Below are 21,721 nucleotides of genomic sequence, written 5' to 3' on the forward strand. Positions count from 1 at the left end.
CTCTTTTTTAATACTTTATTTTCCAGTTATGTATTTGTGAATATAATCTACATTAATATTTTCATCCTCTTTATCAATCTTATACTTTTTGAAGTATCTTATTACATTCCAAATATCTCTCTTTAAGTAGAATTCAGCATCTGGATGATATGTAGGAATTGCTTGAGGCCAATCTATAATAACAAAATCTCTACTCTCATCTAATAAGATGTTGAATTCACTCAAATCACCATGTATATAGCCAATTTTATAAGCTTTTTTAACCTCTTCAATAATCTTCCAGAATAAATCTCTAATTTCCTCTATACTCATAAATTCTGATAAATCTAATCTTTTCAGCTCTTCACCAACAACTTTGCCCATAATTATAGCATGTCTGTTCCATTCTATTGGTTCAGGAACTTTAACTACTGGAAAAAGCTCATTTAAAATCTCAAATTCTTGTTGAGCTGTTAATCTTGAAACATAGAGCCAGCTTATATGATGTTTATCAGCTAAATATCCCCTATATCTTTTTCCTCTTGTAAAGCATGTTCTTCCATGCTTATGGAATTTTAAAACAGCCTCTCTTCCATCTTCTAACAATACATTATAAACATCTCCCTCCTTACCAACTCCCAACTTGTTGCCTATTGCCTTTAAGATACCTTTTTTAACAAATGCATTTACAGCTAAGGCATCATAACCTCCCATTGATACAGCATAACCATAAACACTTCTAACAACAAATCCAAATTTATTTAATCTTTTTAATCTATACAACACATCCTTTTCTGGCATCTTTGCTTTTCTAACTATCTCATCTAATGGCACCCATTCATGATATCTCATTGACAGTTCTATAATTTTTAATATTTTAAAATCTTCATCTTGTGCCTGTTTTAAACATTCAATTAGTTTTTTAATTATGATTATCCCCTCCTTTCATGTTAATTTAGTATTTTATAACAATATAATAATTAAAATAAAACTCTTTTTATTGCATTCCATACTAAGAAAGATTAAGGTATTAAAGTTCCTTTAATAGGATTTAAAAATAAGATATTTCTCTTTAATAATTGTATAATTTTCCTTAAATAGAGACTTTGCCTTAACAGCTTCATTATATAATCCTTTGTCATCCACTTTAACTTCTTCTAAAAAGTATTTCAATTTTGAAATTTCTATTTTTAACATTTCATTTAAAATTTCTATCAAATCCTTAAACTTACCATAAAATTGTTGCTAAGAATGCACCGCAAAGTTATCTATACTAACTACATTCTTCCCTCTAAAATCTATAAAAAATGGTATATACTTATATTTATCTAATCTATTTGCTATAACCTTCCTAATCATTGCTGATTTCCCACTATTTATAGGACTATTTACGTAAATAAAATTTCTATAATGGATAGAATTTCTTTTATTTCCTTTTCTCTGTTAAAGAATTTCACAATTTCATCAAGATTATTTTTCAAATATTATTTAAAATAAAAATAAATTTATTCTAATCCTCTAAACACATCTTCTATAGCCTTTATTGTCTTATCAACAACTTCATCATCATGTTTTATTGAAGTAAAGCAACATTCAAATTGTGATGGGGGAACAAAAACTCCCCTCTCTAATAACCCCCAGAAATATTTCATATATTTCTCAACATCACTCTGCTTAGCTATTTCATAATTTAAAACCTCATTTTCATTGAAATATATTTGGAACATTGAAGCAATGTTATAAACCTTAGCCTTAATATTGTATTTATCAGCTAACTCTCTTAAAGTGTCTGCCAATATCTTAGCCGTTCTTGAAGTTTCTCTATAAAATTTATCATCCAATTGTTTAAGTGTGGCGATTCCAGCAGTTATTGATATTGGATTTCCGTTGAATGTTCCTGCCTGATATATTGGACCTAATGGGGAAAACTGCTCCATAATCTCTTTTTTCCCAACAATAGCTCCAATTGGGAACCCTCCACCCAATATTTTACCCAAAGTAGCAATATCTGGAACTACCCCAAAATATTCCTGAGCTCCTCCCTTAGCTAACCTAAATCCAGTTATAACTTCATCAAATATTAATAAAATGTCATTTTCCTCAGTTATTTCTCTTAAAAATTTTAAATAACCTTCTTTTGGTAAGATACATCCAACATTCCCCATTACTGGCTCAACTATAATACAGGCAATCTCATCTTTATTTTCATTTATTGCTTTTTTTACAGCACCTTCATCATTAAATGGAATTAAGATAGTATTTTTTGTAGTTTCTTCTGGAATTCCTGGAGAGTTAGGATGTCCATGAGTTAAAGCTCCACTACCACTCTTAACTAAAACATAATCATGAGCTCCATGATAAGCTCCATCAAATTTTATAATCTTTTTTCTTCCAGTAACTCCTCTTGCCAATCTTATTGCTGACATCGTTGCTTCAGTCCCAGAATTGACAAATCTCACAATCTCTGCACAAGGTACTCTTTTAACAACTTCCTTAGCTAAAATAATCTCTTTCTCTGTAGGACATCCATATGCTGTTCCTAACTCAAGTTGCTCTTTAACAGCTTCAATAATCTTTTCATTTGCATGACCTAAAACCATAGGACCATAAGCTAAACAGTAATCAATATATTTATTTCCATCAACATCAAATAGATAACAATCTTTAGCTTTTTCAACGAAAAATGGATATGGCTTAAAGTATCTGACAGGACTATTAACTCCCCCTACTAAGTATTTTTTTGCCTCTTCAAATAATTCTTTTGATTTTTCCATTTTTAATGCCATATTTTCCACCATATAATTTTTATTTTAAATTAAGCCGTTAAACTTCAATACCCAAACAACAATTGCCACTAAAAAAAATGGTAGAACTCCACAGCCAAGCCACTGTTTTTGAGTTAAACTCTCTTCTCCAAATAATTTAGCAGAAATGTGCCCAAAAATCACAGATCCAATAAATAAAAATATTAAAGTGGTAATTCCGCTAAATATTCCCAAACCTGATGTATATACATAATTAGCAAAATATCCAAAAATAATTCCACCAACTGTATGAATTAAGCAACATTTTCCTTCTAAATCCATATTATTCCCTCTCTATATTTTCTATTATATAAATTTCAATTTTTTCCTTAGGTCTTTTAGAATTTGTAAAAGAGTAATCTACTACAACTTCAACATCTTCATTAGCCCAAAATTCTTTATTTTTTAATATTTTATCTCCAACTTCAAGCAAAAATGCAAACTTTCTCTTAGTTTTTAGAGAACCTTTATCTATCTCAATAACTTCTTTTTTGCATATTGGTTTTATTATAGAGTAATGCATATTTATCCCTTTTTGCTAATTAAAACAAAAAATTAAAATAAAATTAAAATTTATAATATAATTTTACTCGTTGTATGCCTTTTCTAATGGAGGAACAACCTGTTTCTTTCTTGACATTACTCCTTCTAAGAATACACTGTTTCCTTCTAATTTAACATTAAATGCTTTCTCAAACATCTCCTTATTACCAACAACCAATGCCTCACTACCTTCTTTCATAATATCAGTTATCAAAAAGACAATCAAATCATAGCCCTCATTTTTCAACTTCTCCTCTAATAATTTATATATATCTTCTTTTTTACTCTCAACCTCACTGACATCTATAACCTCTACCTGCCCAATTCCAACCTTCTTTCCATTGAAATCAAAGTTTTTGAAGTCCATATTAATAATTTCTTCTGGTTTCAACTTACCAACAACTGACTTAGCCTTTAAAATTTCCATTCCAAATTCGTCTATGTTGCTTATTCCAGCAATCTCAGCTAACTTTTTAGCCATCTCTTTATCTAATTCTGTTGTCGTTGGTGATTTAAACAAAACTGTATCTGATATTATTGCACTCAACAATAAACCAGCTAAATCTGCTCCTAATTTTTTCTTTTTCCCACCAATTAACTCAATGGCATCTTTGAAGTAGAGTTCTGCTATAACTGTTGCTGTTGAACCAACTGGCTTAGCATAGTATAAAATTGGCTCAGCTGTTGTTAAACCAACTTTGTGGTGGTCAATAATTCCTATTAATTTCCCTTCTTCTAAATCATCAAAGCTTTGGCTCTTTTCTGAGTGGTCAACTAAAATTATTTCTTTGCCTTTAGCTGATGTTATTAGCTCTGGTTCCATAACTCCAAATTTTCTCAAAACAAACTCTGTTTCTGGATTTATATCCCCTTGTCTTGCAGGATAACAATCTAAGAAGTAAGCTAAAACAATAGCTGATGCTATACTATCAGTATCTGGATTTTTGTGCCCTACTACATACCTCACTCTCTCACCCTCATAATTTTGTTTAGCTAAATTTTATATAACTGCTTAAAGATATATATCTATCCCCAACGAACCGACCCACATGGAGCATATCCATAGAGGTTGCGATGATAGCGGGTTCGAAGTTGGGGGAACAGTAAAGGAGGTCAGGGCGAGTCGTGGGAGAGAGCTTTTGCTCAATGAAGATGAACACGATACAGCACGACCTCCTACAGTTTATAAAACTTCATCTAATTTCTCAATAACTTTGTAGATATCCTCTTTTTTAACTCCAATAGCTGAATTTACAACTATATAATCATAAGGATACTCTTTTAAATAACAGGTTCCAAATTTGTCATTCTTTCTTACACCTCTTGGTCCAGTAACTCTTAAATTGTAAAGCTTACCAGCAACATCTAATGGGTCTTTTTTTGTTGTTATGCATGATGAAATAGGATTTTCTACATTCAAAACCTTCTCTCCTTTTTTATTGGCCAAATCTTCTAATAATTCATCCAATAGCTTTTTACATTCTTTTTGTTCTTTCATCAAATCTATATAGTTTTTAGTTCCAATTGCTAAGAGAGAGATTAAAATATTTACAATTGGATTTGCTGAGGCTCTTCCTGGATAAGTTAAGGAAATTTCTTTTAAAAAACTCTCATCCTTTGTATAAATTATTCCTCCACCAATTGGAGTAAATAGATTTTTATCAGATGAGCTAACTACAGCATCAATTCTATATTTTAAAGCTTTTTTCAACTTTTCGATATAATAGAAGTTTTGAATAGCATAAGCCCCATTTATTATATGTGGGATATTATATTCTTGGCATATTTTTGCAATTTCTTCAATATCATCACTCTTCCTTGGTGGGAAAAAAGTTAAAGTGCTTAAAACTACTGGGTTATTTTTATTATTAATTTCTTTTCTTATGGCATCTTCAATATCTGAAACTTCAACTTTAACAATATCCCCATCCAAAACTGTCTCAACCAATCTCATCCTCATTCCTATAAAAGAAGTTGCTTTTATAGGGCTTTTATGAGCTGCATAGGGATAGATAACAACATTTGAATTGTATTTTTTCCTTGCTGCTGATAGGCATAGAGCAATACTCATTCCTGTAGCTACAGGTGTTGCTATCGCTTTAACTTTCAATCCTAAAGTTTTTAAAAAATTCTCTAACAATTTATTGGTTAATTTATACATCACACTTGCTCCAGGTGCTTTTGGTTGAGGGTCTATTAAATTTCCACTCCTTCCAACTCCATGACAGAAGTCAAAAACTCCTTCTCTTTGTAGTTTAGTATAAACTCTTGCCTCTCTCTCACCAATTTGTATAACACTTGGGTCTTTATCCGTATCCATAAAGGATAAAATCCTTAATAAAAGCTTTATATGCTCTTCATCAATTCCATTTTCAGGAACTTTTCTTTGCTCTAAAATATTTTCAATAATTTTTAAATTTTCTTTTAAAGTTAATTTTCCTCTATTTTCCATGTGTTTTGGGATTAATCCAGAGATATCTATATCCAAAAGCATCACCTTTTTATAAAGGTTTAATTAAACTAATTATTAAAAATTCTATTGAGGGAAAAAATGATTAATTTTTTATTAGTTGGAATTTGCATTTTAATGTTTGTTATTAGTTTTTTTGTTCCCCAGTTATATTATTATTTTGCATTATGGCCTAATCTTGTTATACATATGCCTTGGCAAATAATTACGAGTATTTTTATGCATGCGAATATCACTCACTTATTGATAAATATGTTTGTATTGTTTTTATTTGGAACATACTTAGAAAAAATAATAGGCTCAAAAAAATATCTTTTAATTTTTTTATTGTCTGGAATCGTAGGAAACTTAGCTTATGTTATCTATGCCTATATAACTGGAGATTTTATTCCTTCTGTTGGTGCCTCAGGAGCCATATTTGGAATCTTAGGAACCTTAGCAGTTATTGCTCCAAATTTAAGAGTTGTAGTATTTCCTCTACCAATACCTGTTAGTATTAGAATTGCTGTTGTATTATTCGCACTCATAGATTTAATTCTTCTACCATATTCTATGAAAACTGGAATAGCACATATTACTCATTTAACTGGATTAATAACTGGAATTATTTTTGGTTTATACTTACATAAAAAGTATAAGCATATAAATGATTTCATTTAAATTTAAAATAAAAAATTATGTGGTGAAGTGAATGGATGATATTTTTAAATTCTCAAAAAGGGAGATTATTGATTTAACTGCATCAGTCATTGCAATAGCAATTATTTTCTCTTATCCTTTTCTCTCGTTGTATATTTTTATAGTCAGTTTAATCTGTGTAGGTAGTGGATTTATATTCCACGAATTAATGCATAGAACAGTTGCACGAAAGTATGGGGCTTGGAGTGAATTTAGAGCATGGTATGAAGGTTTAGCATTGGCGTTAATATTAAAAATTGCTATAGGAGTTACATTCATAGCCCCCGGAGCAGTTTATATTTACAAAGATTATTTAACAGTTGAAGAAAATGGAAAAATTGCATTGGCTGGACCTTTAACAAATGTTGCCTTAGCATTTATATTTTTAATAATTTGGATGATTTTTAATCAAATACCATTACTAAGTTTAATAGGACTATTTGGATTTCATATAAATCTATTTTTAGCAGGATTTAATATGCTCCCAATTTCTCCATTTGACGGAGAAAAAGTATTAAGATGGAATCCATTAGTTTGGGCAGTTGTAGGAATTCCTCTAATAGGTTATGTAATTTATAAGATGTTCTCTTGGTGAGAGTTGTGAATATTAAAGAATTTTTTCAAATAATATCACTACTATATTTATTATTTTTATTATATGGATTTTTAGTAATATCTAATTTTAATTTTTATTTAACTTTATTTTATGGCATACCAATAGTTTTTTGGGTAATTTGGGCAAAAATAAAAAAAGAAAGTTGGGATATATACAATAAAAACAATAGAATAGTCCCTTTAACTATTACAACTTTATATATATTCTTATTATCATTATTTTGGCACAATATTTTTAATTTTATTTTTTTAGGGAATGTTTTATTAATTCTAATAATTACAAAATTTTGGAAGATTAGTATGCACTGTTATGGACTTTCAGCAATGAGTTATTTAATTTATAAATTTACAGGCAATGTTTTTTTATTTGTAATATATATTTTTCTTTTAATTATTACAATATATGCAAGGATTTATCTAAAAAAGCACACATATTCTCAGGTTTTAGTGGGAACATTATTGGGTTTTCTATTTAACTATGTCTTATTAAATGTCCTAAGGTGAAAATTATGGAAAATATAAAAGACAAAAAAGATTTAACTATTTCAATAATTGGAGGAACTGACGGTTTGGGAAAATGGTTTGCCAAATATTTAAAAAATAAGGGTTTTAACATTATAGTTACAGGAAGAGATGTAGAAAAAGGAAAAAATGTTGAAAAAGAGTTAAATGTTAAATTTATTAATAACAATATAGAGGCGGCTAAAAAAGGGGATATTGTTATAATTGCAGTTCCGATAAATGTTACTGAAAAGGTTATTAAAGAAGTAGCTCCTCATGTTAGAAAAGGTTGCTTATTAATGGATATAACATCTATTAAAGAAATTCCTACAAAAACTATGGAAAAATATGTTAGAGAAGGAGTTACTGTTATTCCAACACACCCTATGTTTGGTCCTTCTACCCCCTCTTTATTAAGGCAAGTTGTTATTCTAACACCAACTGAAAAGCATAAAAAGAGCGAATGGTTTGAAAAAGTTTATAATTTTTTAGTTAAAGAAGGGGCTAAGGTTATTGTCATTCCTGCTGAAAAACACGACAGAATTATGGGAATTGTTCAAGGTTTAACGCACTTCGCATTTATATCTTTAGGATCTACTCTAAAAGAGTTGAATGTTGATATAAAAGAATCGAGAAAATTTGCCTCTCCAATTTATGAGTTGATGATTTCAATTATTGGAAGGATTATAGGACAAAATCCTTATTTATATGCTGACATTCAAATGTTCAATCCAAGAATACAGGAGATTCATAAAACATTTATAAATCAATGTATGGAAATTAGTAAAATCGTTGCAAATAAAGATAGAGAAGGTTTTGTAAAAATAATGAAAGAGGCGGCTAAGCACTTCGGTAGTGAGGCAAAGAGAGGGGCTTATTACTCTGACAAGGCAGTATTTGCTTTATCATCAGAAATTGAAAAATTAAATAAGTTAATAGGAAAAGAAATTGCTGTAAAAAATCTAAATTCAAATAATATCCATTTTGGAATTTTAAAAAATATTGAAGATGATTATTTAATATTAGAAAAAAATGGAAAAGAATTGAAGTTCAATATATTAAGAGTTGAAGTATTTTCTGGAGAAGAATTAAAGAACTTAAAGAAAAAACATTTTGAGAGAAAATATTCAGATATATCTGTTTTATTTAAAAAATCTGTGGATGAAAATGTTATTTTAAATTTACTTAAAAAACTTTTTGATGTTGAAATAATTGACATTTATGAAGGAGATAAAATTGAGGAAGGATATAAAAGTATCACATTTAGAATTTATGGATATAGTAAAGATGAGTTAAAAGAGATTGAAAAAGAATTTTTAAATATCATTAAAAATATTGGTGGAAAAGAGAGATTTAAATAATCTATGGCTTCATATAAAATAGGTGACTTTTACAGCTACAGTCAGAGCATCCAAATTCTTCAATATAGTCGAATTCCTTTATAAACTCATTTGCCACTTCGCACTCAACTCTTTTGTTTGTTATAAAGATTTCTTCAACTTTACCGTATTTTAATAAATAATCTATGTGCCAGTGCATTTTTTTATTATCTTTTAGATGTCTCTCTATTCTGTTTTTTAAGTTTATTGAATTTCCATAGGCAGAGCCAACATAAAAATAAATACCTTTTTTAAAGAACTCCTCTTTCTTACCAAACTTTATTTTTTTACCTTCTTTTAGTTTAATCTTTAAAATATAAGTCCCTTTTTCATTAGGAATTTTATTTTTAGAAACCTTTTTAAAATCAAATTTTTTTAAAATATTTTCAAAAACCTTAATTTTTTTGTAATAAGGGCATTTTAATCTAATCTCTTCAAAACATTTATCACATTTTGGTTTTGGAGAACATATTTCTCTACCAAAAACTACTAACAAATTGTTAATTATTTTCCAATATTTTTTAGGAAGTTTTTTCCTTAATTCAAACTCAGTTTCTTCAGGAGTTTCAGTATCAACAATTCCCCATCTATTGCAAATCCTATGGACATGAGTATCAACGCAAATTCCATCCTTATCAAATGCCAAAGTTATGACTAAATTGGCTGTTTTTCTACCAACTCCCGGTAATTTTAATAGATCTTCCAATGAGTCTGGAACTTTTCCATTATAATTTTCTTTTAAAATTTTTGCCAATTTTTTTAAATTTTTTGCCTTATTTTTATAAAAACCCGCTGGATATATTAATTTAGATAGTTCTTCTTCATCAATCTTTAATAAATCATCGACATTCTTAACAACATTAAATAATCTTTTTGAAACTTCTTCAGTTACTTCATCCTTCGTTCTGGCACTTATTATTGTTGAGATTAAAACTTTAAAAGGATCCCTATCCTTAGATATTTCAGTTACTACTGCATTTTTGTTTATTTTTTTAGAGAGTATTTCAATTAATTCTACTGAATTCATAGTAATCACAAAAAAGTTAAGGTTTATTTTAATATATAAATTACTCATATTTAAGGTTAGTATGATATATTATAAATATTATATAAAAATTTATAATAAAACATTATTAGGTTGAGAAAATGATGACTTTCGAAATTAAAAGTAGAGACGCTATGGGAAGAATCGGAATACTAAATATAAATGGCAAGAAAATTGAAACTCCTACGATAATGCCAGTAGTTCATCCAAATCCAAAAAAACAAGTTGTAGATATTGATTTAATAAACAAGTTGGCAGATGTTATTATCACAAACTCTTATATTATATATAAAACAAAACATTTAAGAGAAATTGCTATAGATAAAGGAGTTCATAAATTGGTAGGATTTGACAAGGTAATAGTTACAGATAGTGGTTCCTTCCAATTGGGAGTTTATGGAGATGTTGATGTAGAACCATTAGAAATTGTAGAGTTTCAAGAGATGATAGGAGTAGATGTTGGAACTATTTTAGATATCCCAACTCCCCCAGATGTAGATAAAGAAATAGCAGAAAAAGATTTAGAAGAAACTTTAAGAAGGGCTAAGTTGTCAATTGAGTTAAAAAAAGATAGAGGATTTAAATTATTGCTAAATGGGACTATCCAAGGTTCCACATATTTAGATTTAAGGCGAAAGTCGGCAAAGGAGATGGCTAAATTGAACTTTGACATATATCCTATTGGTGCAGTTGTCCCATTGATGGAAGAATATAGATATAGAGATGTAGTTGAAATTATAATAAATTCAAAGATGTATCTTCCAACAAACAAGCCAGTGCATTTATTTGGTTGTGGGCATCCTATGTTTTTTGCTTTGGCTGTTGCATTAGGATGTGATTTGTTTGACTCTGCGGCTTATGCCATATATGCTAAGGATGATAGATATTTAACTGAAAGGGGGACATTACACTTAGATGAAATTAAAGATTTAAAGTCATTTCCATGTTCATGTCCAGTTTGCTCATCTTATACTCCAAAAGAATTGGCAAGTTTAAATAAAAAAGATAGAGAGAAACTTTTGGCTGAACATAATTTATATGTAACTTTTGAAGAGATAAATAGAATTAAAGAGGCTATAAGAGAAGGTAGTTTGTGGGAATTAGTTGAAGAAAGATGTAGAAGTCATCCTAAACTTTTAGAGGCATATAGAGTCTTAAAGAATTATATTGATTATATTGAAAAATTTGACCCTGTAACTAAAAAATCAGCATTTTTCTACTCTGGAGTTGAATCAATGTTTAGACCAGAAGTTTTAAGACATAAAAAGAGATTGAAGAGAATTAAATACGAAAAAGTTTATATTACAACAATATCAAGTTCTGTAGAAAAGCCATATCATGAAAATTTAAATGTAATTGAAACTGACATTGACATTTTAATAAAACATCCAGTATTTGGTTTTGTTCCATACTATATAGATACTATGTATCCTTTATCTCAAAACGAAATTCCAGAACTTTATGAATTTGAAAAAGAGATAAATAAAAAGTTTTATGATGAATTCATTGTTTGGTTAAAGAGAAAAATAGGGGAAGATAATATTTTAGATATAATGACCTATAACTACTATACGAGTTATTTCCAAAGTACTAAGAAAGGATTTAATTCAGACAATTTAAGGATTAGAAAGATGCTTCAGTATCAATATGGCTATGACATTATCGATGATGATTTAATTAATAAAATTAAAGTTGTTAGAAGTAAAAACACTGGAAGATTGAGACAAGTTTTAGATGAAAATAACAATATTTTATTTACAGTAAGGAGTAATGACAACTTATTAATACCCTCAGAAAGAGGGGCTAAACTATTATGGGAAAAAATTCTCTATCCAAGATATAGAGTTGTCGTAAATAAAGAGGCTGAGGAGTTTATTAGAGAAGGGAGAAATGTCTTTGCTAAATTTGTTGTAAATTGTGATGAAGAATTAAGGCCTTATGAGGAGGTTTTAGTGGTTAATGAAGATGATGAATTATTAGGTTATGGAACTACAATTTTAAATGGCATAGAACTTAAAGAGTTTAATTATGGGTTAGCGGTTAAAGTTAGGGGTGGAATAAAAAAGGTTTTAAAGTGAGAATTATGGATTCTTTTGATAAAAATTATTATAATGTATTTGCCTATGGAGAGTTGATGAAAAAAGATGTTCTCTTAAAATTAATAAACAGAGTTCCAAAAATGATTAAAGGTAGAGTTTATGGATTTAAAAAGTTTTTTGATGAGTCAATTGGATACTATGGGGCTGTAAAAGAGGAGGGAAGTTATATTGATGGAATTATTTTATTAGGAATTACTGAAAAAGAATTAAAAATTTTTGATGATTATGAAGATTTGGGAATATACTATATAAGGGAAAAAACTATATCTATTGGAGAAGATGGAAAAAAATATGATGTGTATATTTATCTAAGACCATAGAGAGGACGTGGCTCCGTTTCCCATTTCCATAGCATATCATAGCGTTTAACAACTTAATTTATATAAACCGATAGCTATGGAAATGGGTTGTCCTCAGCCCACAGATTCATAGGGAATACCACTCTCTCTGCCATAGGTTCATTGGACTTCGGGCTGAACGGATACAGCCCCATAAACCTTTTTATCAAAGTTATGATGACCTCAAAGGCAGAGCCCTCTCGTCGGTTAATTAATAATTAATAATATAACTACTGTGGTATCCCAAAAATATTTCGTTCCTATAAATAATAAAAAAAGAGACATTATAGAGAGAAACAGGAGAAATTTTGAAAATTAAGCGTAGAGATTGAAAGCCAAAGGAAGTATCTAAAGAAGAAGTAGATAAAACTTAAAGCAGTTAAGGAATATATAATAAGGAAAAGTTATTTTTCTAATACTTTCTTTTTTTATTACAAAATGATCTAATGGTGATGTCCAATGTTCTCTATTCCACATCCAGGAAATTTTGAATCATTAAAAATTATTGTAGATGAGATTAATAAACATAGAAAAATAAATAAAAAGCTAAGAAAGGAGAGTTTTGAGGTTTATATGGGATTTCCAGAGTTTATAGGAACTGGAAGAGCTACTTTATACAAACCAAGTTTTGAAGATTTATATAGGCAAGTTAATTATGCAAAGAAAAACAACATCAGATTTGAGGTAGTTATAAACGCTTCCTGCATTGGTGGAATACACTTAACATCAAAAGGCATCAGTTATATAAATTGGATATTTACCCAATTAAAAAACATTGGAATTGACAGCATTGCCTTATCAGACCCTTATTTAGTTGATTTAGCCAAAAGTAATGGGTTGGATGTCAATGTCTCATGTATTGCCTTAGTTGATAGTTTAGATAAAGCTCTATTTTGGGATGAAAAAGAGGTTTATGCAATAACCTTGGACAGCTCAATAAATAGACACTTTGATATAATACAAGAGATTAAAGAGAATGTTAGCTGTAAGTTAAAAATTTTAGTTAATGAATCCTGCTTATACAAATGCCCTATGAGGATTCAGCATTTCAATTTCTTTTCTCATGCAAATACTCAAAATGTTCCTGCTTTGGATGATTATTATTATAACAAATGCATAAATCTAAGAATTAAGAAAAAAGAGCTAATAATAAAAAGCCCTTTCATAAGACCAGAGGATTTGAGATATTATAAAGGTTTAGTTGATATATTTAAGATTTCTGGAAGAAGTCATCCAATTGGATGGATTAAGAGAGTTTTAAATGCTTATTTAAATGAAAAATGGGATGGAAATTTAATGGAGTTGTTGGATTGCCCAAGAGAGTTGGAGCATTTTTATTATTTAGATAATAGAACTTTAGATGGAGCTATAGAATATTGGAAATCATGCAATAAATTATGTAGTAAATGTAATTTCTGTAAAGAATTGGCAGAGAAAGCCTTAAAGGTGAAAACTTGAAAAATAAAATTTTGAAGGATAGGGAAGAGATTGAGAAGTTTTTTATAAAGCTTTTAGGTAGAGAAATCTTTATTTCTGAAATGGATGTCTTTGCCTCAAGATGCTCTTGTGTAGGGATAATGATAACTGTTAGGGGGCTTTTTATTGATGATGTTGAGATATTTAAAGAGAAGATTTTAAATAAATTGGAGGAGTTAGCTAAAAGTTATGATATAAAACCTGATTGGATATTTGTTAGAGTGTTACCAGGAAGTGATGATGTAATAAATATTGGAGTTAGAGAGCTTTGTAATATTTGTAGGGAAGAATATAAATTTAAAAAGCCAAGACCTGATTTAATTAGCTTAAAATATTAATTAAAACAAATTATAATAAGCTGCTAATAAATTAATTCTATCATTATTTATTATTAAAAGGTCAAAAACCGAAAACCTTAATAACATTAAAACATTATTCAGTAATTAACTAAATTATAAAATTTTTTATGGGTGATAAATGTGGTTAAAATATTCTACGACAAAGATGTAACCTTTGACGCAGTTAAAGATAAAACTATTGCAGTTATTGGATATGGAAGTCAGGGGAGAGCACAGGCGTTAAATATGAAAGACAGTGGGCTAAATGTTATAGTTGGTTTGAGACCTAATGGGGCTTCTTGGAACAAGGCAATTAAAGATGGACATACAGTTATGACTATTGAAGAAGCTTCAGAAAAAGCAGATATTATTCACATATTGATACCTGATGAGGTTCAACCATTAGTTTATAAAAAACAGATTGAACCTTACTTAACTGAAGGAAAAACAATAAGTTTCTCTCATGGTTACAATATACACTATGGTCTAATAAAACCACCAGAGAATGTCAATATAACAATGGTAGCCCCTAAGAGTCCGGGAGCTATGGTAAGAAAAACTTATGAGGAAGGTTTTGGAGTTCCAGGATTAGTGGCTGTTGAAAGAGATTATACAGGGGATGCCTTACAAATAGCATTGGGAATGGCAAAGGGTATTGGATTAACAAGAGTTGGAGTTATACAGACAACATTTAGAGAAGAAACTGAGACAGATTTATTTGGAGAGCAAGTTGTTTTATGTGGAGGAGTTACTGAATTAATTAAGGCGGCATTTGAAACTTTAGTTGAGGCTGGCTATGCTCCAGAGATGGCATACTTTGAAACATGCCACGAGTTAAAATTAATAGTAGATTTAATTTATCAAAAGGGTTTAAAAGGTATGTGGGAAAACGTTTCAAATACTGCTGAATACGGCGGATTAACAAGAAGGTCAAGAGTTATAAATGAAGAATCAAGAAAAGCAATGAAAGAAATATTAAAAGAAATACAAGAAGGTAAATTTGCAAAAGAGTGGAGTTTAGAGAATATTGCAGGGGCTCCACAGTTAAATGCTTTAAGAAGATTGGAGAGAGAACATCTAATTGAAAAAGTTGGTAAAGAATTAAGAAAAATGTGTGGATTAGAAAAAGATTAAAATTTTACTTTTTTATTTTTTACTTATTCTTTATAATAATTTCTTTTTTATTTCAATCTCTATTTTATCTCTAAATTTTGACTTTTTAAGTTTTTTTATTTTTATATTCAACAACTACGACAATTAACAAAATACAATTCAACAAAAATCAAAAATTTTATATATAATTTTAGAAGTATTTTAATTCTGTGATTATTATGGAGAAGGTTATTACATACATAATTGGAGATATTGTTTTGTCAGAAAATCCAGGAAATGCTCTAAAAAAATGGAGAAATCTATTCAATATCCAACAAATTGAATTAGCAAAATATTTAAATGTATCTCCTTCTGTTATTAGTGATTATGAAGTTGGAAGAAGAAAGAATCCGGGAGTGAATATAATAAAGAAATATGTTCTTGCATTGATAGAAATTGATAAAGAGAGAGGAGGACATACTATAAAAGCATTGAATAAAATCTTAAATAAAAGTCCTTCTATTAAAGCAATTTTATCAATAAAGGAGTATGAAAACCCAATTCCTTTAAAAGAATTTGTTGATTTAATAGATGGAGAATTTGTCGTAAATACTAACAACTTAGATATTCCAATTTATGGGCATACGGTTGTAGATAGTATAAAGGCGATATTAGAGATGAATGGAGATGATTTTTATCATTTATATGGTTGGACTACTGAAAGGGCGTTAATTTTTTCAAATGTCTCTACTGGAAGGAGTCCAATGGTTGCTGTTAGAGTTAGCTTAATGAAACCAAGAGTCGTTGTTTTGCAGGGAATAGATAAAACGAAGATAGATAAATTAGCTATAAAATTAGCTGAGATTGATAATATACCACTAATAACTACTCAATTAGATTTAAAAGAACTTATAAAAGTGCTGAATGAGATAAAATAAAATTTTTTGGTGGAATTATGGTAGGTATAGTTGGCTATGGAGCATACATTCCTAAGTATAGAATTAAAGTTGATGAAATTGCAAGAGTATGGAACAAAGACCCAGAATCTATAAAAAAAGGTCTTTTAGTTTATGAAAAGGCAGTTCCAAGTTTAGATGAAGATACAGCAACAATAGCTGTTGAGGCATCAAGAAATGCATTAAAAAGGGCTGAAATTGATCCAAGAGATATTGGAGCAGTGTATGTTGGAAGTGAAAGCCATCCTTACGCTGTAAAGCCAACTGCCACAATAGTTGCTGAAGCTATTGACGCTACTACTGATTTAACAGCCGCAGATTTAGAATTTGCGTGTAAGGCTGGAACTGCTGGAATTCAAATGTGTATGGGATTGGTTGAAAGTGGATTAATTAAATATGGCTTAGCAGTAGGGGCTGATACAGCACAGGGGGCTCCGGGAGATGCGTTAGAATATACTGCCGCAGCTGGTGGGGCAGCCTATATAATTGGAAAGTCTAAGGTTATTGCTGAATTCAATGGAACTTATTCATTCACAACAGACACTCCTGACTTTTGGAGGAGGGAGGGAAAACCTTATCCAAGACATGGAGGAAGATTTACCGGAGAACCTGCTTATTTTAGACATGTTATAAATGCCGCTAAGGGCTTAATGGAAAAAATGGGAACAAAGCCAGAAGATTATGATTACTGCGTATTTCATCAACCAAATGGGAAATTTTACATTAGAGTTGCCAAAATATTAGGATTTAAAGAAGAACAGTATAAAATTGGATTACTAACTCCATATATCGGAAATACATATTCAGGAGCTGTTCCTTTGGGACTATCGAATGTTTTAGACAACTGCGAGGGGGGAGAGAGAATTTTAGCTGTTTCTTATGGTAGTGGGGCGGGAAGTGATGCCTTTGATATAACAGTAACAAATAGAATAAAAGATGTTAAAGATAAAGCCCAAAGAACTTCCTATTATATAGAAAGAAAAGAATACATTGATTATGCAATATATGCCAAATTTAGAAGGAAAATTAGAATGTAAATAATAATTCAAAATTAAAATTTAATCTTTTAAAATAAAATTGGGTGGAATAATGAGAGATGTGGCTATTATTGGTTATGGTCAAACAAAGTTTGGTGAATTGTGGGAAAGAAGTTTTAGAAGTTTAATTGTTGAGGCAGGAGTTAAGGCTGTAGAATCTGCTGGAATTGATGGAAAGGATATTGATGAAATGTATGTTGGAAATATGAGTGCTGGTTTGTTCGTTGGGCAAGAACATATTGCTTCATTGATTGCTGAACACGCTGGTTTAAATCCAATTCCAGCAACAAGAGTTGAGGCGGCATGTGCATCTGGTAGTTTAGCATTGAGGCAGGCAGTGTTAAATATAGCAAGTGGTTACAGTGATATTGTCTTAGTTGGTGGAGTAGAAAAAATGACTGATGTTGTTGATGCTACATCAGCAATATCTTCTGCCTCAGATCAAGAGTGGGAGGCATTGTTTGGAGCGACATTTCCATCACTTTATGCTATGATGGCTCAAAGATACATGTATGAATATGGTTTAACAATGGAAGAACTTTCCATGTGGAGCGTAATTATGCACGAAAATGCTTCAAAAAATAAATATGCTCAATTTCCATTTAAGGTTACTTTAGAGCAGGTTATGAATTCATCTCCAGTTGCCGAGCCTTTGAGATTACTACATTGCTCTCCAGTTTCAGATGGGGCCGCGGCATTGATATTATGTGAGGCAGAAAAGGCAAAAGAATTTGTAAGTAGTGATGATATAATATATATTAAAGCAAGTGCCCAAGCATCAGACACTATTGCCTTACATAGTAGAGAAGATATTACAAGTTTAAAAGCCGCAAGAGTTGCAAGTGAAAATGCATATAAGATGGCAAAGATTGAGCCAAAAGACATTGATGTCGCTGAAATTCACGATTGTTTTGCTATAAATGGTTTAATTTTAATGGAGGAATTAGGATTTTGTAAAAAAGGAGAGGCGGGAAAAATAGTTTATGAAGAAAAAATAGCAATTGATTATGATGAGTTTCCAACAATAAACCCAAGTGGTGGATTAAAAGCCGCTGGGCATGCATTAGGGGCTACAGGAATTAGACAGGTTGGAGAAATTTATTGGCAGTTGAAGGGAGATAAGGAGGTTAAAGATAGACAGGTTGAAATTAAAAATGGATATGGAATTACTGCAAATGTTGGAGGTACTGGAGGAACAGTTTGTATCCATATACTTTCAGATAAGAAATAATAGAGGGAAATTATGGATAAATTTTTAAAACTATTGATTAAATCCTTTGCATTATTTATTGGATTTGTTATATTGGATTTTATAGTAGAATATTACTTCATTGATGGATTGACAATACTATTGTGGGTTTCTGCAATAATATTTGCATGCCTCTGTATAGTTTTTGGTTTAATATACGAAAAAATTAAAATAAATATTTCATATTTACCATTTAATAAAGAAAATAAGAATGTGAGAAATTGATAGAAAAATATTGTCCCTTTATAAAGGATATATGTAAAAAAGACCGTTGTGTGATGTGGATAGGAGGAGAGTGTAGATTAATATTATTAATAGATTTATTAATTTCTTCAAAGATTAATGAACTTTATGCATATGAAAATGGAACTATTGATATAGATGTTGAAGAAAACCAAGATGCGAGTTGATGAGTTATGTGCAGTTGCAACTTATACTTTAATGATGAGTTAGTTATGGAAGATGTTATTATTGTAGAAAAAGAAGGAGATAAGGTTATAGCAATTGACATATTTGGAGAAAAAAAAGAATTCGTTGGAGATATTGTAAAAGTTGATTTAAATAACAATAAAATTTTTATCAGGGGATAAATATGGTAGTAAGAAGTTGGAGGCATATAAAAGAGAGATACAACTTAATTGGAGTAAGATGTAAAAATTGCGGAACAATATATTTCCCAACAAGAGAAATTTGTCCAAAGTGTAGGAGAAAAACAGAGTTTGAAGAAATAAAATTAAGTGGTAAGGGGAAGGTTTATACATACTCAATTGTTCATGTAGCCCCTAAGGACTTTGAAAAACAAACTCCCTATGTAATAGCAATTGTTGAATTAGAGGAAGGACCAAGAATTACTGGGCAAATAGTAGATTGCAAGCCAGAGGATGTATATATAGGTATGCCAGTAGAGGCAGTATTTAGAAGAATCAAAGAAGATGGAGACGATGGAGTTATAACCTATGGATACAAATTTAAACCTATTGAGAATTAAAACCTTTAAATAAATCTTTTATAGTAGGTAGTTTGTATTTTTATTGTATTGTATGTTTGTTTATGTTTGTTAAAGACTATAATATACTATAGAAATGGAAAACTGTTTGAAAATTAACTTTAGTATTTATTGTGATATTATGTTAAGTATAGCAACAAAACTAAGCCAAATTAACCAAAATACATTAATTGAATTAAACAATAACATATATAAGTTCTTTGATTATCATGTTATAGACGCTGAAAAGACACCACTAACAGATGAGAATATTTTAGAAAATTTAAAAAATGCTGTTTTAACTGTGCAGAGTAAAAGAAAGGATGTTTTTGAGTTATTAGATTTATATACCTCATATAATTTTGATATATGTGTTGTTCTTGGAAATAAATCTTATTTGTCAGATGAAGAAAGAAGATATAAAAAATCAAGGATTTTAGATGTTATAAATAAATGCTTAAAAATAAAAGATAGCCTATGGGTTGGAACTGAAGGTATAGAAGATATTGTAAAACAAGTTATAGAGGAGAATGATTTAATTGCCTTCTATCTTTATGGTTGTGAGTGTAATATAAATGCAAAAAAAGCTATATATTTGCCATTTGCAAATGAGATAAATGAAGATGTTTTAAAATCTATGGAAAATTACTTAAAAAGAAGGAAAAATTATAATGGAAATTGGCAAGATTATCTAATTTCTTTAAAAAATATAAAAAAGGATTTCATAAAAAATATAAAAAGAAAAAATGACATAATTGTAGGTTATCCTATAAAACTTCAAATTGAAGAAATTAAGTGTTTTAAAGAGGTATTTGGAGAATAATCATTAAATCATAAAAATCTAAAACTAAAAACAAAATATATTAAATATTTCTCACTTGGCTAATGTAAATCTTACATCATCATCTCCAACATCGAATAATCCCAATCTAACTCCTGCATCTATCCAACCATAGGCATAATTTAAAGAGGCAAAAGCAGTTACATAATCTCCCTTTTCTTTAAAAACCTTTGCATCTTCAAAATAACTTTCAATCATCAATAAAAAATCTTTAGCAACATCATATAAAAGACTTCTTTTTGGTGGCAGTCCTTTTTTAATAATTTTTATTGCCTCTTCAGTTCTTTTAAAATAATTTTCTAATTTTTCCTCAGTAATCTCTTTTATCATTATTTTTCACCATTAAAATATTATATTAATTAATTATTCGTCTTCCTCGTAAATAAATATATCTTCAATCTTAACTCCAAAAAATTTTGCTATTTTAAATGCTAATTTTAAAGATGGGCAGTACTTTCCTTTTTCTATAGCTATAATCGTTTGCCTACTAACCCCCAATCTTTTTGCTAAGTCCTCCTGAGTTAGATTATGTAAAACTCTGTAATATTTTAATTTATTTTTCATTTTTTCACTATAAGAACTTTTTAAATGTATAGAATTGCAAAATTAAGAGATTTACAGTCATTATTAATCCCAATGTTGTAAGAAAATCAAAAATATCAGTCAAAATATCCTTATGATTATTTATCCAAAATATATGTAAAAATACTTCCAAAGAAATTAAAAATCCAAAAAATGATAATAATGTTAAAAATCCAGATTTCTGCTTAAGATTTTCGACAAATTCATCGAAAATTTCAAATAATAAATTATATCTTGGAAATAAAACCAATAAAATAATTAGAAAAGTTAATATTAATGCCCCTTTAGCTATAAAAAATACTCTATTATAAACAATACATAAGAATATTAAAATTCCTTCAATAAATCCAATACTTAATGCTAAAAAATTTTCATATAACCTCTCATTTATATCTTTTTTATCAATAAATAACCAAATTACAAACATCACAAATAGGAAAGATAATAACATCTTTAGGTTTTTAATTAATAAGGATAAAAGGATAACAACTAAAATATCGATAGCTAAGATAAATTTTATTTTGGTTTTTGTTTCCATAGTTTCACCTTATCTATAATGTTAATATTCCTTTACATTATGTTAAGTATATTTAACATTTTAGTGTATAAAAATTTCTATATAAAACAGTTAATTATGCCTAAACAATTTTCGATAATTAACGAAATCTCAAAAAATTTATATATAACTTTAAAGATTGTTAATGATTGATAATG

27 protein-coding genes and 1 pseudogene are annotated in these 21,721 nt (G+C 29.3%); 16 read left to right on the forward strand and 12 right to left on the reverse strand.

Annotated elements, in window-relative coordinates:
• Positions 1 to 15: 15 nt before the first annotated feature.
• The 8 genes and pseudogenes from KMP69_RS07875 to spcS all read right to left on the reverse strand — a co-directional run bounded on the left by KMP69_RS07875 (position 16) and on the right by spcS (position 5,820).
• Positions 16 to 831 carry a serine/threonine-protein kinase RIO2 gene (locus tag KMP69_RS07875; protein WP_250543600.1) on the reverse strand — a complete coding sequence of 272 codons (816 nt, stop codon included), beginning with the start codon at positions 829 to 831 and terminating at the stop codon, positions 16 to 18.
• A gap of 189 nt (positions 832 to 1,020) precedes the next feature.
• The gene (locus KMP69_RS07880) at positions 1,021 to 1,197 is read right to left on the reverse strand and encodes a hypothetical protein (protein ID WP_250543601.1); all 177 of its coding nucleotides are present in this window, start codon (positions 1,195 to 1,197) and stop codon (positions 1,021 to 1,023) included.
• A 42-nt stretch (positions 1,198 to 1,239) separates the two neighbouring features.
• Positions 1,240 to 1,436, reverse strand: a pseudogene (locus tag KMP69_RS07885) (ATP-binding protein); the annotation flags it as partial.
• 48 nt (positions 1,437 to 1,484) lie between these two features.
• The gene (hemL, locus tag KMP69_RS07890; protein ID WP_214399912.1) at positions 1,485 to 2,765 is read right to left on the reverse strand and encodes a glutamate-1-semialdehyde 2,1-aminomutase; all 1,281 of its coding nucleotides are present in this window, start codon (positions 2,763 to 2,765) and stop codon (positions 1,485 to 1,487) included.
• A gap of 24 nt (positions 2,766 to 2,789) precedes the next feature.
• The gene (locus KMP69_RS07895; protein ID WP_214399913.1) at positions 2,790 to 3,065 is read right to left on the reverse strand and encodes an EMC6-like membrane protein; all 276 of its coding nucleotides are present in this window, start codon (positions 3,063 to 3,065) and stop codon (positions 2,790 to 2,792) included.
• Position 3,066: 1 nt separating this feature from the next.
• Entirely contained in the window at positions 3,067 to 3,306 is a 240-nt protein-coding gene (locus KMP69_RS07900) for a hypothetical protein (protein WP_214399914.1), read from the reverse strand.
• A 63-nt stretch (positions 3,307 to 3,369) separates the two neighbouring features.
• A complete protein-coding gene (locus tag KMP69_RS07905; RefSeq protein WP_214399915.1) occupies positions 3,370 to 4,293 on the reverse strand; it encodes a manganese-dependent inorganic pyrophosphatase in 924 nt (307 codons plus the stop codon).
• Between the two features lie 216 nt (positions 4,294 to 4,509).
• Positions 4,510 to 5,820 carry an O-phosphoseryl-tRNA(Sec) selenium transferase gene (spcS, locus tag KMP69_RS07910; RefSeq protein WP_394357598.1) on the reverse strand — a complete coding sequence of 437 codons (1,311 nt, stop codon included), beginning with the start codon at positions 5,818 to 5,820 and terminating at the stop codon, positions 4,510 to 4,512.
• 195 nt (positions 5,821 to 6,015) lie between these two features.
• Between spcS and KMP69_RS07915 the strand changes: the two genes are divergently transcribed.
• From KMP69_RS07915 to KMP69_RS07925, 3 genes are all read left to right on the forward strand, one after another.
• On the forward strand, positions 6,016 to 6,456 hold the full coding sequence (locus KMP69_RS07915) for a rhomboid family intramembrane serine protease (protein WP_250543656.1): 441 nt from the start codon (positions 6,016 to 6,018) through the stop codon (positions 6,454 to 6,456).
• A 31-nt stretch (positions 6,457 to 6,487) separates the two neighbouring features.
• On the forward strand, positions 6,488 to 7,069 hold the full coding sequence (locus KMP69_RS07920; RefSeq protein ID WP_214399918.1) for a site-2 protease family protein: 582 nt from the start codon (positions 6,488 to 6,490) through the stop codon (positions 7,067 to 7,069).
• A 529-nt stretch (positions 7,070 to 7,598) separates the two neighbouring features.
• Positions 7,599 to 8,951, forward strand: a complete 1,353-nt coding sequence (locus KMP69_RS07925; protein ID WP_214399919.1) for a prephenate dehydrogenase — start codon at positions 7,599 to 7,601, stop codon at positions 8,949 to 8,951.
• Between the two features lies 1 nt (position 8,952).
• Here KMP69_RS07925 and KMP69_RS07930 read toward each other — a convergent pair whose 3' ends face one another.
• Positions 8,953 to 9,996, reverse strand: a complete 1,044-nt coding sequence (locus KMP69_RS07930) for a DUF123 domain-containing protein (protein ID WP_214399920.1) — start codon at positions 9,994 to 9,996, stop codon at positions 8,953 to 8,955.
• Positions 9,997 to 10,115: 119 nt separating this feature from the next.
• On the opposite strand from KMP69_RS07930, the gene tgtA reads away from it, so the two are divergent.
• The 13 genes from tgtA to KMP69_RS07995 all read left to right on the forward strand — a co-directional run bounded on the left by tgtA (position 10,116) and on the right by KMP69_RS07995 (position 20,407).
• Entirely contained in the window at positions 10,116 to 12,092 is a 1,977-nt protein-coding gene (gene tgtA / locus KMP69_RS07935) for a tRNA guanosine(15) transglycosylase TgtA (protein ID WP_214399921.1), read from the forward strand.
• Between the two features lie 5 nt (positions 12,093 to 12,097).
• Positions 12,098 to 12,433, forward strand: a complete 336-nt coding sequence (locus tag KMP69_RS07940) for a gamma-glutamylcyclotransferase family protein (protein WP_214399922.1) — start codon at positions 12,098 to 12,100, stop codon at positions 12,431 to 12,433.
• 477 nt (positions 12,434 to 12,910) lie between these two features.
• Positions 12,911 to 13,909, forward strand: coding sequence for a peptidase U32 family protein (locus tag KMP69_RS07945; RefSeq protein ID WP_214399923.1), 999 nt, complete (start codon positions 12,911 to 12,913; stop codon positions 13,907 to 13,909).
• On the forward strand, positions 13,906 to 14,265 hold the full coding sequence (locus KMP69_RS07950) for a DUF5402 family protein (RefSeq protein WP_214399924.1): 360 nt from the start codon (positions 13,906 to 13,908) through the stop codon (positions 14,263 to 14,265). Before KMP69_RS07945 ends, KMP69_RS07950 begins: the two co-directional genes overlap by 4 nt.
• Before the next feature lie 141 nt (positions 14,266 to 14,406).
• A complete protein-coding gene (ilvC, locus tag KMP69_RS07955) occupies positions 14,407 to 15,399 on the forward strand; it encodes a ketol-acid reductoisomerase (protein ID WP_214399925.1) in 993 nt (330 codons plus the stop codon).
• A 197-nt stretch (positions 15,400 to 15,596) separates the two neighbouring features.
• Positions 15,597 to 16,295, forward strand: coding sequence for a helix-turn-helix domain-containing protein (locus KMP69_RS07960; RefSeq protein ID WP_214399926.1), 699 nt, complete (start codon positions 15,597 to 15,599; stop codon positions 16,293 to 16,295).
• Between the two features lie 17 nt (positions 16,296 to 16,312).
• A complete protein-coding gene (locus tag KMP69_RS07965) occupies positions 16,313 to 17,350 on the forward strand; it encodes a hydroxymethylglutaryl-CoA synthase (protein WP_214399927.1) in 1,038 nt (345 codons plus the stop codon).
• A 52-nt stretch (positions 17,351 to 17,402) separates the two neighbouring features.
• Positions 17,403 to 18,581: a thiolase domain-containing protein gene (locus tag KMP69_RS07970; RefSeq protein WP_214399928.1), complete on the forward strand. Its 1,179-nt coding sequence runs from the start codon at positions 17,403 to 17,405 to the stop codon at positions 18,579 to 18,581.
• 12 nt (positions 18,582 to 18,593) lie between these two features.
• The gene (locus KMP69_RS07975) at positions 18,594 to 18,824 is read left to right on the forward strand and encodes a hypothetical protein (RefSeq protein WP_214399929.1); all 231 of its coding nucleotides are present in this window, start codon (positions 18,594 to 18,596) and stop codon (positions 18,822 to 18,824) included.
• A gap of 50 nt (positions 18,825 to 18,874) precedes the next feature.
• Entirely contained in the window at positions 18,875 to 19,009 is a 135-nt protein-coding gene (locus KMP69_RS08180; RefSeq protein WP_256441009.1) for a hypothetical protein, read from the forward strand.
• A gap of 6 nt (positions 19,010 to 19,015) precedes the next feature.
• Positions 19,016 to 19,189, forward strand: coding sequence for a CooT family nickel-binding protein (locus KMP69_RS07985; RefSeq protein ID WP_214399930.1), 174 nt, complete (start codon positions 19,016 to 19,018; stop codon positions 19,187 to 19,189).
• A 2-nt stretch (positions 19,190 to 19,191) separates the two neighbouring features.
• Entirely contained in the window at positions 19,192 to 19,587 is a 396-nt protein-coding gene (locus KMP69_RS07990; protein ID WP_214399931.1) for a Zn-ribbon domain-containing OB-fold protein, read from the forward strand.
• Positions 19,588 to 19,726: 139 nt separating this feature from the next.
• A complete protein-coding gene (locus tag KMP69_RS07995; RefSeq protein WP_214399932.1) occupies positions 19,727 to 20,407 on the forward strand; it encodes a hypothetical protein in 681 nt (226 codons plus the stop codon).
• Positions 20,408 to 20,458: 51 nt separating this feature from the next.
• Here KMP69_RS07995 and KMP69_RS08000 read toward each other — a convergent pair whose 3' ends face one another.
• Genes KMP69_RS08000 through KMP69_RS08010 form a run of 3 tightly spaced genes read right to left on the reverse strand, consistent with a single transcriptional unit; the run spans position 20,459 to position 21,545 of the window.
• Complete coding sequence (locus tag KMP69_RS08000) at positions 20,459 to 20,755, reverse strand: DUF357 domain-containing protein (protein ID WP_214399933.1); 297 nt, start codon at positions 20,753 to 20,755, stop codon at positions 20,459 to 20,461.
• 33 nt (positions 20,756 to 20,788) lie between these two features.
• A complete protein-coding gene (locus tag KMP69_RS08005) occupies positions 20,789 to 20,989 on the reverse strand; it encodes a helix-turn-helix transcriptional regulator (protein ID WP_214399934.1) in 201 nt (66 codons plus the stop codon).
• Between the two features lie 7 nt (positions 20,990 to 20,996).
• Positions 20,997 to 21,545, reverse strand: coding sequence for a hypothetical protein (locus KMP69_RS08010; protein WP_214399935.1), 549 nt, complete (start codon positions 21,543 to 21,545; stop codon positions 20,997 to 20,999).
• Between the last annotated feature and the right edge of the window lie 176 nt (positions 21,546 to 21,721).

It is taken from the genome of Methanocaldococcus lauensis (assembly GCF_902827225.1).
GTDB classification, from domain to species: Archaea; AGJL01; Methanococci; order Methanococcales; family Methanocaldococcaceae; genus Methanocaldococcus; species Methanocaldococcus lauensis.

What these genes read in the sequence shown, in the direction of transcription:
- KMP69_RS07875 (WP_250543600.1), bottom strand. Translation starts at nt 831, where the DNA reads ATGAGATATCATGAATGGGTGCCATTAGATGAGATAGTTAGAAAAGCA.
- hemL (WP_214399912.1), bottom strand. Translation starts at nt 2,765, where the DNA reads ATGGCATTAAAAATGGAAAAATCAAAAGAATTATTTGAAGAGGCAAAA.
- KMP69_RS07895 (WP_214399913.1), bottom strand. Translation starts at nt 3,065, where the DNA reads ATGGATTTAGAAGGAAAATGTTGCTTAATTCATACAGTTGGTGGAATT.
- KMP69_RS07900 (WP_214399914.1), bottom strand. Translation starts at nt 3,306, where the DNA reads ATGCATTACTCTATAATAAAACCAATATGCAAAAAAGAAGTTATTGAG.
- spcS (WP_394357598.1), bottom strand. Translation starts at nt 5,820, where the DNA reads ATGCTTTTGGATATAGATATCTCTGGATTAATCCCAAAACACATGGAA.
- KMP69_RS07915 (WP_250543656.1), top strand. Translation starts at nt 6,016, where the DNA reads ATGCATGCGAATATCACTCACTTATTGATAAATATGTTTGTATTGTTT.
- KMP69_RS07920 (WP_214399918.1), top strand. Translation starts at nt 6,488, where the DNA reads ATGGATGATATTTTTAAATTCTCAAAAAGGGAGATTATTGATTTAACT.
- KMP69_RS07925 (WP_214399919.1), top strand. Translation starts at nt 7,599, where the DNA reads ATGGAAAATATAAAAGACAAAAAAGATTTAACTATTTCAATAATTGGA.
- KMP69_RS07930 (WP_214399920.1), bottom strand. Translation starts at nt 9,996, where the DNA reads ATGAATTCAGTAGAATTAATTGAAATACTCTCTAAAAAAATAAACAAA.
- tgtA (WP_214399921.1), top strand. Translation starts at nt 10,116, where the DNA reads ATGATGACTTTCGAAATTAAAAGTAGAGACGCTATGGGAAGAATCGGA.
- KMP69_RS07940 (WP_214399922.1), top strand. Translation starts at nt 12,098, where the DNA reads ATGGATTCTTTTGATAAAAATTATTATAATGTATTTGCCTATGGAGAG.
- KMP69_RS07945 (WP_214399923.1), top strand. Translation starts at nt 12,911, where the DNA reads ATGTTCTCTATTCCACATCCAGGAAATTTTGAATCATTAAAAATTATT.
- KMP69_RS07960 (WP_214399926.1), top strand. Translation starts at nt 15,597, where the DNA reads ATGGAGAAGGTTATTACATACATAATTGGAGATATTGTTTTGTCAGAA.
- KMP69_RS07965 (WP_214399927.1), top strand. Translation starts at nt 16,313, where the DNA reads ATGGTAGGTATAGTTGGCTATGGAGCATACATTCCTAAGTATAGAATT.
- KMP69_RS07970 (WP_214399928.1), top strand. Translation starts at nt 17,403, where the DNA reads ATGAGAGATGTGGCTATTATTGGTTATGGTCAAACAAAGTTTGGTGAA.
- KMP69_RS07975 (WP_214399929.1), top strand. Translation starts at nt 18,594, where the DNA reads ATGGATAAATTTTTAAAACTATTGATTAAATCCTTTGCATTATTTATT.
- KMP69_RS07985 (WP_214399930.1), top strand. Translation starts at nt 19,016, where the DNA reads ATGTGCAGTTGCAACTTATACTTTAATGATGAGTTAGTTATGGAAGAT.
- KMP69_RS07990 (WP_214399931.1), top strand. Translation starts at nt 19,192, where the DNA reads ATGGTAGTAAGAAGTTGGAGGCATATAAAAGAGAGATACAACTTAATT.
- KMP69_RS07995 (WP_214399932.1), top strand. Translation starts at nt 19,727, where the DNA reads ATGTTAAGTATAGCAACAAAACTAAGCCAAATTAACCAAAATACATTA.
- KMP69_RS08000 (WP_214399933.1), bottom strand. Translation starts at nt 20,755, where the DNA reads ATGATAAAAGAGATTACTGAGGAAAAATTAGAAAATTATTTTAAAAGA.
- KMP69_RS08005 (WP_214399934.1), bottom strand. Translation starts at nt 20,989, where the DNA reads ATGAAAAATAAATTAAAATATTACAGAGTTTTACATAATCTAACTCAG.
- KMP69_RS08010 (WP_214399935.1), bottom strand. Translation starts at nt 21,545, where the DNA reads ATGGAAACAAAAACCAAAATAAAATTTATCTTAGCTATCGATATTTTA.